A 16,008-nucleotide genomic window follows, 5' to 3' on the forward strand; every position below is an offset into this window, starting at 1 on the left:
CATGATCATCCTGATCCCGGCTTACGAGCCTGACCGGCAGCTGCCCGACCTGATCCGCTCCATCCGAGACGCGGAACCATGGGCCACGGTGGTGGTGGTTGATGACGGCAGCGGTCCCGCTTACCGGGACGTGTTCGACGGCGTCAAGGCACTCGGGTGCCACGTCGTCGGCTACGCCACCAACCGGGGAAAGGGCTTCGCGCTCAAGACCGGCTTCGGTTTCATCGCCGACCACCTCCCGGGCCGCAACGTGGTCTGCGCCGACAGCGACGGCCAGCACACCATCGTGGACATCCTCAAGGTGGCTGCCGCGGTGAAACCCGGCTCACCGGCCATGGTCCTGGGCACTCGAAGCTTCACAGGCAACGTCCCGGCCCGCAGCAGGTTCGGCAACAACGCCACCCGGCTGCTGTTCACCCTCGCCACCGGCCAAAGGATTTCCGACACCCAGACGGGCCTCCGCGGCTACCCCGCCTCCATGCTCCCCTGGCTCCGGTCCGTCCACGGCGAGCGCTACGAGTACGAGCTGAACCTGCTGCTGGAAGCCAAACAGGCCGGGTACGCGATCAACAGCGTCGACATCGCGACCGTGTACCTGGACCACAACGCGGGTTCGCACTTCAGGCCGGTGGCGGACTCCGCCCGGATCTATGCCCCGCTGCTGAAGTTCCTGGCGTCCTCCTTCACTGCGTTCCTGGTGGACACCCTGATGTTCCTCCTCCTCACCGCGGCCACCGACTCCCTGCTCCTTGCGGTGGTTGGCGCCCGGGCCGTAAGTTCGGCCGTCAACTTCGCCGTCAACCGGCGGTTGGTGTTCCGGCGCGGCCGCGAGAAGCCCGCCGCCCGGACCGGCGTCCGCTACTTCGCCCTGGTCGCGGTGCTGCTGGCCGCCAACTTCGGGTTGATCGCCGCCTTTGAAGCGCTGTCCCTGGCCATGCTTCCCGCCAAAATCCTTGCCGAAATCGCCCTGCTGGCCACCAGCTACGCGGTGCAGCAGCGGTTCCTCTTTGCCGGGAAGAATGCCGGGAAGGTCAACGGCAAAGCCGCGGCGGAAACAGCAGATGAACTCCCGGCAAACACTCATATTCCGGCCTAGGTTCCGCCACAGCACCTGCACAGTTTGGCCGTGGATCGTGAAAACCAGTCCACCAATCAGATTCCGGAGAATCCCATGACACCCCTCGTCCTCATCGCCGCCGACCTGGCCGCCATCAGCATCCTGACCTTCGCCCTGTACCTCCGCCGGCACCGGCGCCGCGACCTGGTGGTGTCCTACCTCGGCATGAACGTCGGCGTCATGGCAGTTGCGGCCGCACTCTCCGGCTCGGCCGCCGGCGTGGGCCTGGGCCTCGGCCTCTTCGGTGTCCTGTCCATCATCCGGCTGCGCTCCACCGAACTGGCGCAGCACGAGGTGGCCTACTATTTCTCAGCACTGGCCCTGGGCCTGATCGCCGGCCTCGGCATCGACCCCGTGTGGCTGCCACTGGCGCTGATGGCCATGATCCTGCTGGTGATGTTCGTGGGAGACCATTCCCGCGTCCTGCCCGCGTACCGCCACCAGACAGTGATCCTGGACCGCGCCATCGCCGTTGACGAGGAACTCTACGCCCGGCTCGAAGAAGTGGTCCACGGCAAGGTCCACTCGGCCACCGTGCAGGAGCTGGACCTCGTCAACGACAAGACGGTTGTTGATGTTCGCTACGCCTACGTCCCTGCAACCATTCCGGCTGCAACCTTCCCGGCCGCAACCTTCACCGCAGCGTACCCGGAGGCCATTCCCGGAACCGTCCCGCCGCTGTCCGACCCCGTCTCCGCTCCGGCTTCCGCTCCCGTCCATGCCTCGGCCGGTGCGGCATGACCGCCCCGGCGCAGGCCGGCGTCCTGGACTCCCTCCGCTTGCTCCCGTCTATCGGGCTGGACCAGCTGAACGCGGCGGCCGCACTGCAGACCCGCGTGGACCGGAAGTACGTGGTCCCCGAGGCACAGGCACAGGAGCTGCTGACCACATTCGACGCCGATGTCCGGGTCCTTGAGATGGACGGCTGCCGCTGCTTCGCGTACGACTCCGTCTATTTCGACTCGGCCGGGCTGGACAGTTACCTCCTGGCCGCCTACGGCCGCCGACGCCGCTACAAGGTCCGCACCAGGACCTATGTGGACAGCGCCACCAGCTTCCTGGAAGTCAAGACGGAAGGCGCCCGCGAGGCCACCGTCAAGGAACGCATCCCCTACGAACTCACCGACCGCGCCCGGCTGACGGCAGAGGGCCTGGACTACGTCCGCGAGACCCTCACCGCCGCAGTGGGCTGCGTTCCGGACAGCCCCCTGGGCCCGGTGCTGGAAACGCGCTACCACCGCACCACCCTGTACCTGCCGGACTCCGGCAGCCGGGCCACCATCGACACGGACGTCACCTGGCAGCGGCCCGGGGAACAGGCCTGGGTCCTGGATGGCGCCGTGATTTTAGAGACCAAGTCCGGGTCGACGGCGGGTCCGCTGGACCGGCACCTCTGGGCCCACGGCGTCCGGCCCTCCAGGATCTCCAAATTCGCCACAGGAATGGCGGCCCTCTGCCCCGAACTGCCGGCCAACCGCTGGAACCGCACGCTACGCCGGACTCTGGCCCTCCGCCCCGCCGCCTGAACCCTTCCCGGGCAGGCTTCCCCCGCCGACCTCCCCCGCTTCACGCACATACTTCACCGAAGGAACACACACCATGAAAAGCTTCCGCACTTACCTCTCCGTCACCGCACTGGCCATTGCCGTGGGCCTGGCTGGCTGCTCCGCGGCCGGCACCACCTCCACCGGAACCTCGATCACCGGCGCCACTTCCAACTCAACAACGTCAGGGTCGTCCGGAACGGCCGAGGCCGTCTCCCCGGATACCCTCTCGGCGGACACCCACTACGACGCCGACGACCTCACTTGGGACGCCGCGTCCGAAGTCGCCGTGACCCTGGCGGACGGCGCCAGCGCTGTTACATCAGATTCGTCCTCCGCGGTAAAGGTCGACGGCGATACTGTCACCATCAGCGCTGCCGGAACCTACCGCCTGAGCGGTTCGCTGACGGACGGGCAGGTGGTGGTTGCCGCCGGTGAAGAGGACGTAGTGCGCATCATCCTGGACGGCGCGGACGTGACCAGCTCCACCGGATCCCCGTTTGTGGTGCAAAGCGCCAACGAAGCAATCGTCTTCCTGGCAGAGGGCACCTCCAACACCCTGGCCGACGCCGCCAGCTACACCGACCAGGGCGACGATGCACCCAACGCCGCGCTGTACTCCATGGCCGACCTCACCATCGCCGGCAGCGGCTCACTGACCGTGGACGGCAACTACAACGACGGCATCTCCGCCAAGGACGGCCTGGTGCTGGCCGCGGGCAATGTGACCGTGGACGCCAAGGACGACGGGATCGTGGGCAAGGACTACGCGGTCCTCCTCGACGGCGCCTACCAGGTCACGGGCGGCGACGACGGCTTCAAGTCGGACAACGAAGAGGACGAAGGCCGCGGCTGGGTCCTCATCAACGGTGGAACCCTCAACGTCAGCGCCGGCGACGACGGCATCAAGGCCTTCAACACGCTCTCCATCGCCGCCGGCACCGCCACGGTGAAAGAGTCCGAAGAAGGCCTGGAAGCCCAGCACATCGTGATCTCGGGCGGTACCGCCAGCGTCACCTCCAACGACGACGGCGTCAACGCTTCCGGGGGCAGCACGGGCACCACCTCGCAGGGCGGAATGGGCGGCGGCATGGGTGGCGGCGGCGGAGAAATGGCCGCAGGAGACTACACCGTGGACATCAGCGGCGGCTCACTCACCATCAATTCGCAGGGTGACGGCCTGGACTCCAACGGCAGCGCCACCATCACCGGCGGCACGGTAGTGATCAACGGCCCCACCAACGATGGCAACGGCGCACTGGACGTCAACGGCGAACTCGTGGTCAACGGCGGAACGGTGGCGGCCGCGGGAAGCTCCGGCATGGCTGTCACCCCGGGGACGTCCTCGGCGCAGTCCGGCGTCCAACTGACCTTCGGTTCGGCCCTTCCGGCCGGCACCACCATCCAACTGGCGGACTCCAGCGGCGCAGTCGTGGGGACGTTCGTGACCTCCAAGCAGGCAGCTTCGCTGGTCTACTCCTCCGCAGCCATCACGGCCGGCGAGGAATACACGGTGTACACCGGCGGGACCGCCAAGGTCACCGCCGGCCTCGGAGAAGGAACACTTGACGGTGCCCAGGAGCAAGGCACCGTCACCGCCGGCGAATACACCGCCGCACGCGGTCCCGGCGGCCGCTAGGGGCAATACGCAGGCGGGGGACGACGGCGCGGCCGCGCCCCCCGCCGTCATGCCTGGCCGCTTTCGCCCGCCGCCCTTCCGTGCCGTCCTTCCGCGCGGGCCTTCTGTGCTCGGCACCATGTACGGACTAGACTCAGGAGTCGGTTCTCCTTACTACGCTCGGAAGAGGTATTCCCCTGATACGAGTCATCAGCTACAACCTTCGCAAGCACGCGGCGGTCGGTGAACTGCAGGATCTGGCCAGCGACTTCGGGATAGATGCCTTGTGCCTGCAGGAGTGCGACACCACGGATCTGCCGGACACACTGGGGCCGCTTCACCTGGCCGATTCAACCAAGGGCAACAGGCTGGGGCTCGCCATCTACTACCGGATGGACCGCTTCACAGCCTTTGAAACCAACACTTTCGCGTTGAAGAAGTCATTGCACGACCGCGTCCTCGCCCCGGCCCATGAGCGTCTGATCGGCACCCGGGTGGTGGACAACGAAACAGACCATGAGCTGGTGATCGCCTCATTCCACGCGGCGCCCCTGACGGCCTCCAATTCGCTGCGCCGCAAGCAGATCAAGGCGGCCCACGCGGAGCTCCTCGGGATGGGCAGCGGGCTGATGACGCTCATGGTGGGTGACTTCAACTACCCGTTCTTCACCAAAAATCTCAACGAACACATGAAGAACTCCGGGTACGAGCTCTCCCTCAGCGACCGGCGGACTTACACGAGGTACAAGGTCTTCAAGGGGCATTTCGACTTTGCCACTTCCCTCGGCCTGGACATCGAAAGCGTGGAAACCCTGCCACGCGGCGCCTCGGACCACCTTCCCATCCTGGTCTCGGCCGAATACGGCCAGGATTACGGCCCCATCCAAGGCACGCCGTAACCTGACGCCGACCACCAGCCCGGGAGGCCCCAATGCACCGCGATTGGATCCTGAAAGCCGTTCCGGGCATCCAGCTGGCCCGGACATACCAGCTGCCCTGGCTCAAGTCCGATCTTGCCGCGGGAGCAGCCCTTAGCGCGGCGCTGATACCCGCCGGCATGGCCTACGCCGAAGCGGCGGGGCTGCCCGCGGTCACGGGGCTGTACGCGTCGGTGGTGCCCATGCTGTTTTACGCGGTTTTCGGACCCGCCCGCGTGATCATCGTGGGACCTGATTCATCGCTGGCACCCATGATCGCCGCCGCACTGCTCCCGCTCGCCGGACGGGATCCGGCCCATGCCGTGGCGCTCGCCGGCGTCCTGGCAATCCTGATCGGAATCTTCCTCGTCGCCGGCCGGATCTTCAGGCTGGGCTTCGTCACCGGGCTGCTGTCCAAGCCGATCCGGGTGGGCTACCTCAATGGCATCGCCCTCGCCATCATCGTCAGCCAACTGCCCAGGCTGCTCGGGATCACAGTCTCCGGCGACACGCTGCCGGCGAAGGCGACGGAGACCGTCGAAGCCGTCCTGCGTGGAGCCGCCAATCCCGTGGCGCTGCTGTTCGGGGTCGCCACAGTGGCCATCATCGTTGCCGGCCGTTTCCTTCCCTGGAAGGTTCCGGGCGTACTGCTGGCTGTGGCAGCCTCCATTGCAGCGGCCGCCGCCCTGGACCTCAAGGACGCCATGCCGATGGTCGGAGCCCTCCCGCCCGGCCTGCCGGCACCGGCGCTTGCAGGCATCACCATGCACGATGTTGCCGGGCTAATCGGGCCGGCGGCCGGCATCGCCCTGATCGCATTTGCTGATACGTCCACTTTGTCCAAAAGCCTCGCCGGACGACGCGGCATCCACACGAGCGGCAACCAGGAAATGGGGGCACTGGGGATCGCCAACGTGGCCAGCGGAATGCTCGGCGGCTTTCCGGTCTGCGGCAGCTCTTCCCGGACGCCGATCGCGCTCGACGCCGGAGCCCGCACGCCTTTCAGCGGCATCGTCGCCGCGCTCCTGGTGGTGGTCTTTATGGTGGCGGCGCCCGAGGTGACGGCATTCCTCCCCACCACCACGCTGGCCGCCGTCGTCATCGTGGCTGCAGCCTCGCTGGTCGACGTCAAGACCATGCTCCGGCTGGTCCGGATGAGCCGGATGGAAACGGCCCTCCTCATTGCCACGTTCCTCGGGGTCGCGTTCGTCGGCGTGCTGCAGGGCATCGTCATTGCCATCGGGCTGTCGCTCATCGCGTTCGTCCGGCGGGCGTGGGATCCGTACCGCACTGAGCTTGCCAGCCTGGAGGACGTCCCTGGCTACCACGACCTCAGCCGGCACCCGGAGGGCCAGCGTGTCCCGGGCCTCGTGATCGCCCGCTTTGACGCCCCGCTCTTCTTCGCCAACGGTGCCGTGTTTGCGGAGCACATCCGCCATCTTGTGGCGAAGGCCCCGGGACCGGTCAAATGGGTGATTGTGGCATCGGAGGCCATTACGGACCTGGACACCACCGCCCTGGACGACCTTGTGGAACTCGACGACGAACTGGCCGGCCAGGGCATCAGCCTGGTCTTCGCCGAGTTGAAGGGCCCCGTCAAGGACCGCCTGCTCAAGTTCGGGGTCAGCAGCAGGTTCGGCCCGGACCACTTCTTCCCCACGGTCAACAACGCGGTGCGGACCTATAAGCGGACGTTCGGAATCTAGGCCCGTCAGTCCGAACCCAGCGGGATCACTTCGATCCGGGTCCCCGGGCCCGTGATCACCAGGACACGGTCCGCCGCGACACCTTCCAATGCCCGGGCGAGCTGTTCGGACAACCCGCCCGCGGCTTCCTCGGTGGGGCCGGACGAAGCAGTGCCGGAAGACGCCGTACCGGACGCCACCGCGTCGGAGGTTCCGGCGTCGGCCTTTTTCCACACAGTGACAGCCGCACCGGTGACCTCCGCTGCCACCCGTACCAGCGGCTCCGGATCTCCCGCGGCCACCAGGATCAGTTTCCGGACCGTACGCTTCCGGGGCGCGGCAGCAGCAGTGAGCGAACGGTCGTGACGCCAGACCGCGAAGTGGTACCCGGCAGCGAGCCCCGTCGCCACCAGCAGGCCCAGCGGCGCCCGGGTGCGGTCCACCAGGCTTCCGCCGCTGACGTCGTCGAGCAGGAATTCGAAGACCCGGTATCCGATCACCAGGAGGGTGATGACGGCGACGATCGCGCTCAGGCCGAACACGGCGATGAGATACACCCGCCGGCCGCGGCGTCCGAGTTCGGTCGGCTCGGGCGGAACCCCGGGTTTCCAGGTGAGCCACCAGAGAGGTCCACCAACTGCCAGCGCGCTGATTCCGCCCAGCAGCAGGGTACGGATGCCGTCGCCGGCCAGTGGCGTCGCCGCGATGCTGAGGGCGGAGTTGACCACAATGCCGATTCCGGTGGCGGCGGCCGCCAGGCCCACCCCTGACGTCACAAGCTTCGCCGCCTGCAGCGTGGTGCCCGATCGTCCTGCGGAGACGGCCCGGTGGTACGCCCAGACGAGGGAACCCACTGCGCCGGCCGCAATCGCCGCGCCGAGCGGCTCCAGAATTTCACTCACCGGGTCCGTGCGGTCAAAGGCAAGCCTGAGCAGGACAAACAAGACAGTACCGAAGCCGCCCACCGTCAGGAGGACAGCACCCAGGATTCCAATAACTACCAGGGCGACGCCGGCGAAATCAGTCGTCAGCCGGCGTCCGCCGTCGTGAATCCAGTGCCACCACCAGATGGCGACGCCACCGAGACCCCAGGCGAGCGCCTGAAGCACCAGCTTCCACCACGGATCCCCGAGGGACGCGGACGCGGTGAAGCCCTGAATCGCGGTGTCCAGGAGATTCGCGAGCGCTGTGATCGAGCCGCCCACACCGATGATGAGCCCGAAAGCCGCCCCCACAACCGTGGGAACGTCCGGAATCAGCGAGGGGCTTTTCCGCGGATGGCGCCACATCCAGCGGTGCCACGCCAGCACGGCGGCCCAGACCAGTCCGTTGGACAGTGACAGCTGCCAGCCCAGCCGTTCGCCCCCGATGACCGCGGCCACGGCACTGAGCAGCGCTGTGGCCGACGTGATGAGCGAGACCGCATACATGCCCGTCAGGTACAGCCCCCAGCCCGCGGACGACCGCTCAATGGCGTCGTCGAGCCGCCGCCACACGAACCACCAGAGCGCGGCAGCCATGGGGCCGCCGATCAGGGTGAACGCCAGCGAGCGGGCCAGGCCTGCCACGTCACCTGAGACGAGCACCGTTCCCGCGCCAAGGAGCCTCCCCAACAGCCCGCTCAGGCCGATGGCGGTCACCACGACCAGGGCGAAAAGAAGCGTGTAAACGATGAGGCGCCGGACCGTCGGCTGGGCGGATCCGGCTGCGGGCGCAGGCACCGTCTGGGCAGCGGTCACGGCTTCACTCCGCGGTTCGTGCAGACCCGGAGCTGCCAGGGAGCGGAATCGATCAGCCACTTGCCGTCCGTTTTGACGAGATCGAACACGTCCTCGGTTTCGTACTCCGAGTTCCCGAAGGGTCCGCTCCCGTTGGACACCACCATCAGCACCCTCACGTCCGCGGACGACGCCCGTTCAGTGGTGGACACCAAGGTAACGCGCAGGTTTTCCGTGGACGACCGCTCAAAGTCGACGCACTGGGTCCGGGCGGTTTCCGTGAGGTAGGCAGTGGCCGCCGCCTCATCGCCGTCGATGACAGCTGCAGAGTAGCGTTGCACCACACCCTGGGGCGTGGACTCATCCAGCAGGGCCGGTTCACCCCGCGAGAAGACCACGGCGAGCGCAGCCACCGCCAGCACGCCAATAATTGCCAGGATCACCACGAGGATCCTGTTAGGTCTTCCCGCCGCCGCGTTCATGTGGTCAGTATGGCGCACGGCCCACCCCCTAGCTACGGTACTTTCGGCCCTATCACCGGTGGTGGGCATCAACAAGGCTGGAGACAAATGTTGCTCCACGGGAAAAGGGAATCATGCGCAGGCTCCTGGCTGCCGTACTGCTTGTCCTGCTCGGCCTGCTCTGCGGTTCCGCCGCCGCCCTGGCGGAACCGCCGGTGGAGTTCGTGGTGGAGGACCGCGCAGGCGTGCTGGACCGCAGCCGGCTGGTCCCGGCGGTGGAAGCCATCGACTTCTACGAACCCACCCGCGTTGCGGTCTTCACCTACCGCGGTGCGGCGGCGGACAACCTCAACGAGGAAGTCCTTCGCTTCGCCCGCGCCGAACATCCGGAATGGATCAGCACGGACGGCCAGAAATGGGCGGATGGTCTCTTCATCTTCGCCTTGGATCCGGTAGGCCGCCATGTGGGCACGTACATGGGCGAGGACCGCAAGGTGTCCCTGGAACAGCGGGAGGAAATCCAGAACGCTTCCAAGGATTTACTGCGGGATGCCCAGTGGACCGACGGAACCATCGCCGGCATCCGGCGCGGAGCGGAACTGATCAACCAGCCCTGGTACCGGTCAGCGGCGTTCCTGGTCACGGCCTGGAGCGCCGTGGCAGCGGCTGTCCTTGGCGCCGCCACCTGGCTGATTGTGCGATGGCGGACCAGGGTGGACAGCCGCCGGGAACTCGCCCGCGGGGACGCCAGCTACGCCAACGTGAGCATGGACCTGCAAGTCACCGAGCTGAACGCCGGCACCATCCCGGAGTCCTCGCGGTACGGCAGCACGGTCCTGGAGAAGCACCGCACTTTCCTGGCCAAGTACAACGCGGCCACCCAGCTGTCCAACCAGGCGCACGCGCTGACTCCGCGGGCCATGGGACGGCGGCCCAACCTGAAGCTGGTACGGAATTATGCCGACGCGTCTGCGGAACTGGATGCGCTCGATGACGTCATAGCCGACACCAACGCCCTGCTGAACCGCGGATCGGCGTGGGCACCTGCGTGGGACCGGCAGCTGGCGCCGTTCCGCAGCGACCTGGCCGCCATCGAACAGATGCTCAGCAAGCGCCATGCCGAGGGCGACTCGGCGACAGCTGCGGCGCTCCGGTCCTTCCGCGAGCAGAGCCAACCTGACATCGAGCGCTGGTCGGCCGAACTCGCCGAGGGCACCATCAGCCCCGAAACTGCCCTGGACCGGTTGCGTGATGCCCGGACGCATCTGACCGAACTGCTGAAGAACCACGCGGACACCGTTATTGCAGGCTTCGCGAAGAACGAGCGGGAAGCCAAAACGATGCGCGAGGAAATGGAAAACGCCCAGGCGGGCACCAAGGCCAAGCACGGCCGCGCTTACGAGCCCAGCATCCTGGGCACGGTCTATCCGTCGTACTACTTCTTCTCGGTCCCGGCCTTCAACACCGGATTCAGCACAGGCGTGGGCAGCGTCAGCACGGCCCGCGGCGGCGGCAGCACCACCGGCTATGGCGCCAGTGGCGGCAGTTTTTCCGGGTCCGGAAGTTCGTCCAGTTTCTAGGTCGGGGCTGCCGGCGGGCGGCCGGCTGCGTTCCGCCACGGGGTCTCGACAAGAATCCGGGATCGGAGGAAGCTGGGCATCGTAAGACGATCGCTACATCGGTTCGCCGCGCGGGTTCAAGCCTGGCAAGCCGACTCCGCTGGCCGGTCGCCGTTGCGGCCCGGACAGCCCCATCCGCAATTCTGATTGATGGAGAGAGCCATGACCACGAATGTTGTCGCTCAACTCGCAGTTAAGTCCCACAATTCTCCGGACGAACAGCGCCGCCCCGATAAGACGGAAGTGGATCTTGTATCCGTCGACGCCTACACCATCGGAAGATTCAAATTTGAACCCGGCTGGCGCTGGTCCGAGTGCATCAAGCCCGTCGTTAAGACCGAGTCATGCCAGCTCAGCCATGTCGGTTTTTGCGTTTCCGGCAAACTCGTGGTCCAGACCTCTGACGGCAACCAGATCAACATCGCCGCTCATGATTCCTACAGCATCCCGCCAGGCCATGACGCGTGGGTCGAAGGCGACGAACCCTTCACCGGGGTGGAGTTCGTCAGCGCCGCGGTGTTCGCCAAGTCCCCCGAGTAACCGGCCGCGCCGAAGCAACCGAAGCGGCCGGGCGGACAACAGCCCGGTTGGCTGCGGGGCCACTACTGCGGGTTCACTGCTGCGGGTGGATCCTGTCAATCACGAAGTCCCCGCCGGGGATGACAGTGGTTTGATGGCCGTCGTCGAATCGCACCACATACGGCGGCGCTCCATCAGCGCCGTGAACCTCAACGATCTGGCCGTGCCGCTCCGACGATCCGACCGTCTTGCCCCGGATAGTGATCCGGTCTCCCTGGGTTGCCTTCATGGCAATCACCTCCAAGAACCAGAGTACGAGTCTCGGGGCGGGGATAACAGGGCCGTTGCGCACTGGAAGTTCGAGGGTGTACGGCCGGGATACGACTGAACTGACCTTGACACGGGACCCAGGGGGAACGGCTATGGCGGAGGAAAAACCCAACAACTGGTGGGCTACGCTGCCCGGCCTGCTGACCGCTGCAGCAGCTGTGATCACCGCTGTGACGGGGCTGCTGCTCGGCATGGGGCAACTGGGGATGTTCGACGCCGGCCGTCCCGCCGCTTCGACGGCGAGCGCCTCCGGTACGGGTTCCCCGGCCGCTTCCACCGGCGCCGCACAGCCGGGCGCTGGTGCGTCGACGTCCGCCCCCGGGTCCGGCACAGGTAACCGCGCGGAGTGGAAGGTAGCCCTGCCAGCCGAACGCACGTACCGGGCCGCCGACGTCGAATATGAAATTCTCAACGCCACTGCGCGCCCCGATGTGTCCGGCAAAATCGCACTGACCCTCACGCTCAGGTGCACCAACCACGGCCGGTATGACCTGAACTTCTGGGACTCAACGTTCAGGCTGAACGTCGGTGGCGTCAGTTACTCCCCCGATCCCGGCCTGAACGAGTTGGTCGCGGGCGATTCGAGCAAGTCGGGTGGCGTCCGCTTCACCCTTCCGGCGGACACCCGCGACGCGCTGCTGCGCATCAAATTCGCGGAAGGCGAGATCACGGCCCAGCTCACCATCTCGCCGCCCTGAGGTACCCGTGTGCGCCGTTGTGCCACGAATACGCGGAAGGCCGGCGACCTGCTGCCCCCAAGGCAGCTGATCGCCGGCCGTTACGCCCGCTTGAAGAAGGGCGGGGAGGCTAGGCTCCGGCGCGGACGAAGGTCACGCCGCCGGTGGCCGTCAGCCAGGACAGCGGGTGCGTGACGGTGGCGTTTACGCCGTTCATTCCGCCGCTGATCACCTGGCCGTCGCCGATGTAGATGCCGACGTGGCCGGACTGCACCACCATGTCGCCGGGCTGGGGCTCCCCCACTACGGAGCCATAGTTCATAAACTGCATGGGTCCCAGGTCCCCGACCGGAATGCCGGCTGAGCCAAGGGCCTTTTCCACCATGGCGGTGCAGTCCTGGGTGATGCCCAGCTGCGCGTAGGCGGCAGAAACCATGGCGGCGTTGACACCGCCGGCAACAGGCGCCGGGGCGGGAGCGGGCACCGCAGCCTGGACCTGCACGGAAACAGCAGGAGCGGCAGGCGCCGGAGCCGCCGCGGCGGCTGCCGCCACTGCCGGGACGGGCTCTTCGACCGATACCTCCACGGGGGCGGGGGTGGTGCTGACGTCCGGACGTTCGTAGCTGATCCTGACATGGGAATCAGCGCTGAGCGGGGCACCCACTTGGGCATTGATGTCGGGGGCGGACGCCGGAGCTGAGTCACGTTCCGCCGGGGCTTCAGCGGCCTGGGCCGCCATGCCGCTGGACAGGACCAGGCCCGAGGCAGCGGCTATGACCGCAGCCTGCCGGCCGGCCCTGCTCCGGCCCCCGGCCGATGTGGACCTGGAGCGCCCCGCGGGCGCGGTTGACCGATGATGAGCGGGCAGTTTGCGTGAAAGCATGAATTAACCTCTCCCGATGCCTGCGAGGTTAGCTGTCGGATTCGGATGGGAGACACCCGGCCGCAGCGCCCTTCCGCGTTGCGGATGGCGTGCGGCTTCACCCCGAAGACCAGCACGAACTCTGCCGGTCAATAGTGGTTTCCCCGTCCCTGCCGGATGGTTTCGATCGGATCCCGGACCGCGGCAGGGTTAGGCAATCCGCCCGGGAGTGCCGGTATCTGAGACAACGGGCACCGTTCCACCGTACGCGGGCCACCGTTGGGATGTCACATCAAGGTAACGGGGCCGTCGGGCCCTCCCCCGGCACCGCTGTGGCCCGGCTCGCGCTGCTACAAGCAGGTAGCGGCACGCTACATATACTTGGATCTGCGGTTTGTCAAATTCGAGTGTTTTCCATTGACGCCGCGAGGCGTAGTCTACGTGCATGTTCTTGCGGGGGGACTCACACGCCTGGAGGAATCATGCGTTGGTCAAATCGTTCTGTCCACAACCAGCCACGTCATGTCGCGGAACTCCCAGAGCCTACGGCCGGGGGTATGCACGGCCGGCGTTGGGTCGCCATCCTGGGAGCGCTGTTGCTGGCTGTCAGCACGGTGGCGGGTGTCGCCGGCACATCGAAGGCCGCGGGGCCGACCATCGTCAGCCTGACGTTCGACGACGGCCTCGGCAGCCAGCTGGCCGCCGCGCAGGAGCTCAAAGCCCACGGTCTGGTGGGAACCTTCTTCATCACCACGTCCTTTGTGGACCAGTCCGGGTTCCTGACCCGGGCGAACCTGCAGACTCTGGCCGCCGGCGGCAACGAGATCGCCGGCCACAGCGTAACCCATCCAGACATGACAACGCTCAGCGCAGCAGCCGCGAGCGCGGAGGCCTGCAACAGCAAGTCGACCCTCGAAGGCTGGGGCTTCACCGTCCGCAACTTCGCCTACCCCTTCGCTGCGGTGAATGCCACGGCCCAGTCCGCAGTCAGCGGCTGCGGGTACGCCAGTTCCCGGGGCCTCGGCGACATCCGATCTCCTGCCAGCTGCGCCGACTGCCCTGTGGCCGAAACGCTACCGCCGCAGGAACCCATGGTCACCAGGGCACCGGACCAGGTGGCCGCCACGTGGAGCCTGGCGGACCTGCAGGCCACCGTCACCAACGCGGAGACAACCGGCGGCTGGCTGCAGCTGACCTTCCACGAGATCGCCAACGGAACGGACCCGTCCCTGTCGATCAGCCCCGCACTGTTCAAGGAATTCGTCACATGGCTGGCCGCACGGACAGCAAACGGTACGACGTCGGTCCGCACAGTCGCACAGGCATTGGGCCAGTCCCCGGTATCGCCTTCTCCCTCACCGTCGCCTTCTCCCTCACCCTCCCCCTCCCCGTCTCCCTCGCCCTCTCCGTCCCCTTCGCCGTCGCCCTCTCCCAGCGGACCTGTGGTGGGCGGCGCCATCGGAGCAGCCTGGCTTGCCCAAGGCTCAGGCGGCGGGCTTCTCGGTTCCCCGCTTACGAATGAAATCGCGGGGCTCAAGAATGGCGGCGCCTACCAGGTCTTCCAAGGCGGCCAGATCCACTGGTCACCCGCAACCGGAGCCCACAGCACCAGAGGTGCCATTGGTGCAGCCTGGGCCGCGCAGTCCTGGGAAAACGGAAAACTTGGCTACCCCCTCACAAACGAGGTCGCCGGACTGAAGGGCGGCGGCGTCTACCAGGTCTTCCAAGGCGGCCAGATCCACTGGTCGCCAGCCTCGGGGGCACACGCCACCCTCGGAGCCATAGGATCGGCCTGGTCCGCGCAAGGCTGGGAAAACGGAGCGCTGGGTTACCCGGTCAGCGACGAGATCCCGGGACTCAAGAATGGTGGCGTCTACCAGGTGTTCCAGGGAGGCCAGGTCCACTGGTCCGCGGTCACAGGTGCCCACAGCACCAAGGGCGCCATCGGCGCCGCCTGGGCAGCACAGCGCTGGGAAAACGGCCAGCTCGGGTATCCAACCAGTGACGAGTACGTCGGCGCCGGTGGTGTCGTGGCCCAAAACTTCCAAGGGGGAATCGTCACTTGGTCACCGTCCCGTGGAATCCGTATCACATAGGAGGCCGGACGGTGGACCGGAATGAACGCACCGACCGCGCCGGATCTGTGGGCGAAGAGTGAAACACTATTGCGTGGCGATCTGCCAGCTGAGCGATCAGCCGCAGGAGGACTTCGACGTCAATACCGAGCTCCTGATCCTTGAGGGAAAGGAGCTCCATGTGGCGACGTGGGACGCGGAGCCGCGGGACGGCGGCTTCGACGTCCTGGTCCTCAACGACCGCGTCAGCGCCCTCGGGTTCATGGTGGTGACGGACTGGGAGTTCCTGGAGGGCAAGGCCTACGGGGTGGTGGAGCGCCGGGCCGGCGGCTGAGGGGCGTCCGCCCGCGACAGCTCGGCTGCCCGCCTCAGCCACGGATCCGGATCCCCCGCCCAGCGGTCCAGCACAACGTCCGCCCGTGCCCTTGCCTGCCCTTCCAGGCCTGCGATCAAGGGACGGACGACGTCGGTTGCGAGGGGGTCCGCCAGCCCACCCAGCTGCGCCTCCCGCACAAAGCCCTCGATCCGGGTGAGGTCGGAGTTGTCCAGAAGGGCAACCCGGGACTGCAGCAGGACAACCGCCGCCAGCCGGCGTTCGAAGACGGGCACCGACCACAGTTCGGTGCTGAGCGCGGTAATGTCATCGTGTGTGAGGTCCCGGTGGCGGCGCAGCATGTCGCGGATGGTCCCCCGCACAGCACCCACGGAGGCGCCGTAGTACTGGAGCCCGTCGCCCAGCCGGGCTTGTGCTTCTTCTGCCCGGAGCCAGGAGCTCTCGCGCTGGAGCGAGGCGTCCACGAAGTCACAGGCGTCGGTCATCCCACTATTCTGCCGTTCCCGCGGGCGGAGGATCGAACTCCCTAAGG

At 66.8% G+C, this 16,008-nt stretch carries 16 protein-coding genes and 1 riboswitch; of the genes, 11 read left to right on the forward strand and 5 right to left on the reverse strand.

Annotation, left to right across the window (positions count from 1 at the left end; genetic code table 11):
- The first annotated feature begins 1 nt into the window (after position 1).
- The 6 genes from AC07YR_RS02145 (at position 2) to AC07YR_RS02170 (ending at position 6,902) form a co-directional block, all read left to right on the forward strand.
- Positions 2-1,096: a GtrA family protein gene (locus AC07YR_RS02145; protein ID WP_436057801.1), complete on the forward strand. Its 1,095-nt coding sequence runs from the start codon at positions 2-4 to the stop codon at positions 1,094-1,096.
- 75 nt (positions 1,097-1,171) lie between these two features.
- Positions 1,172-1,858, forward strand: a complete 687-nt coding sequence (locus AC07YR_RS02150) for a DUF4956 domain-containing protein (protein WP_436057802.1) — start codon at positions 1,172-1,174, stop codon at positions 1,856-1,858.
- Positions 1,855-2,643: a polyphosphate polymerase domain-containing protein gene (locus AC07YR_RS02155; RefSeq protein ID WP_494732886.1), complete on the forward strand. Its 789-nt coding sequence runs from the start codon at positions 1,855-1,857 to the stop codon at positions 2,641-2,643. Before AC07YR_RS02150 ends, AC07YR_RS02155 begins: the two co-directional genes overlap by 4 nt.
- Before the next feature lie 73 nt (positions 2,644-2,716).
- Complete coding sequence (locus AC07YR_RS02160) at positions 2,717-4,300, forward strand: carbohydrate-binding domain-containing protein (protein ID WP_494732887.1); 1,584 nt, start codon at positions 2,717-2,719, stop codon at positions 4,298-4,300.
- A 179-nt stretch (positions 4,301-4,479) separates the two neighbouring features.
- A complete protein-coding gene (locus AC07YR_RS02165) occupies positions 4,480-5,178 on the forward strand; it encodes an endonuclease/exonuclease/phosphatase family protein (protein WP_055803404.1) in 699 nt (232 codons plus the stop codon).
- Between the two features lie 32 nt (positions 5,179-5,210).
- A complete protein-coding gene (locus AC07YR_RS02170) occupies positions 5,211-6,902 on the forward strand; it encodes a SulP family inorganic anion transporter (protein ID WP_494732888.1) in 1,692 nt (563 codons plus the stop codon).
- Between the two features lie 5 nt (positions 6,903-6,907).
- Here the strand turns inward: AC07YR_RS02170 and AC07YR_RS02175 are convergent, their stop codons facing one another.
- A complete protein-coding gene (locus AC07YR_RS02175; protein ID WP_494732889.1) occupies positions 6,908-8,620 on the reverse strand; it encodes a DUF5671 domain-containing protein in 1,713 nt (570 codons plus the stop codon).
- On the reverse strand, positions 8,617-9,099 hold the full coding sequence (locus AC07YR_RS02180) for an LpqB family beta-propeller domain-containing protein (protein WP_082506874.1): 483 nt from the start codon (positions 9,097-9,099) through the stop codon (positions 8,617-8,619). The genes AC07YR_RS02175 and AC07YR_RS02180 overlap by 4 nt, the downstream gene beginning before the upstream one ends.
- A 95-nt stretch (positions 9,100-9,194) precedes the next feature.
- On the opposite strand from AC07YR_RS02180, the gene AC07YR_RS02185 reads away from it, so the two are divergent.
- Both AC07YR_RS02185 and AC07YR_RS02190 read left to right on the forward strand, forming a co-directional pair.
- The gene (locus AC07YR_RS02185) at positions 9,195-10,640 is read left to right on the forward strand and encodes a DUF5129 domain-containing protein (RefSeq protein ID WP_494732890.1); all 1,446 of its coding nucleotides are present in this window, start codon (positions 9,195-9,197) and stop codon (positions 10,638-10,640) included.
- 201 nt (positions 10,641-10,841) lie between these two features.
- Positions 10,842-11,219 carry a cupin domain-containing protein gene (locus tag AC07YR_RS02190; protein ID WP_055803417.1) on the forward strand — a complete coding sequence of 126 codons (378 nt, stop codon included), beginning with the start codon at positions 10,842-10,844 and terminating at the stop codon, positions 11,217-11,219.
- A 73-nt stretch (positions 11,220-11,292) separates the two neighbouring features.
- Here AC07YR_RS02190 and AC07YR_RS02195 read toward each other — a convergent pair whose 3' ends face one another.
- Positions 11,293-11,487, reverse strand: a complete 195-nt coding sequence (locus tag AC07YR_RS02195) for a DUF1918 domain-containing protein (RefSeq protein ID WP_055803420.1) — start codon at positions 11,485-11,487, stop codon at positions 11,293-11,295.
- A 133-nt stretch (positions 11,488-11,620) separates the two neighbouring features.
- On the opposite strand from AC07YR_RS02195, the gene AC07YR_RS02200 reads away from it, so the two are divergent.
- Positions 11,621-12,226, forward strand: a complete 606-nt coding sequence (locus AC07YR_RS02200) for a hypothetical protein (RefSeq protein ID WP_494732891.1) — start codon at positions 11,621-11,623, stop codon at positions 12,224-12,226.
- Between the two features lie 109 nt (positions 12,227-12,335).
- Here the strand turns inward: AC07YR_RS02200 and AC07YR_RS02205 are convergent, their stop codons facing one another.
- A complete protein-coding gene (locus tag AC07YR_RS02205; RefSeq protein ID WP_494732892.1) occupies positions 12,336-13,088 on the reverse strand; it encodes an NlpC/P60 family protein in 753 nt (250 codons plus the stop codon).
- Between the two features lie 3 nt (positions 13,089-13,091).
- Positions 13,092-13,284: riboswitch (cyclic di-AMP (ydaO/yuaA leader) on the reverse strand.
- 340 nt (positions 13,285-13,624) lie between these two features.
- Between AC07YR_RS02205 and AC07YR_RS02210 the strand changes: the two genes are divergently transcribed.
- Positions 13,625-15,163, forward strand: a complete 1,539-nt coding sequence (locus AC07YR_RS02210) for a polysaccharide deacetylase family protein (protein ID WP_494732893.1) — start codon at positions 13,625-13,627, stop codon at positions 15,161-15,163.
- Between the two features lie 58 nt (positions 15,164-15,221).
- Positions 15,222-15,476, forward strand: coding sequence for a hypothetical protein (locus tag AC07YR_RS02215; RefSeq protein WP_494732894.1), 255 nt, complete (start codon positions 15,222-15,224; stop codon positions 15,474-15,476).
- On the opposite strand, the gene AC07YR_RS02220 is transcribed toward AC07YR_RS02215, so the two are convergent.
- A complete protein-coding gene (locus AC07YR_RS02220) occupies positions 15,443-15,961 on the reverse strand; it encodes a DNA alkylation repair protein (RefSeq protein WP_494732895.1) in 519 nt (172 codons plus the stop codon). The genes AC07YR_RS02215 and AC07YR_RS02220 overlap by 34 nt on opposite strands.
- Positions 15,962-16,008 lie beyond the last annotated feature (47 nt).

This window comes from Arthrobacter sp. GW460-12-1-14-TSB2 (genome assembly GCF_059423525.1).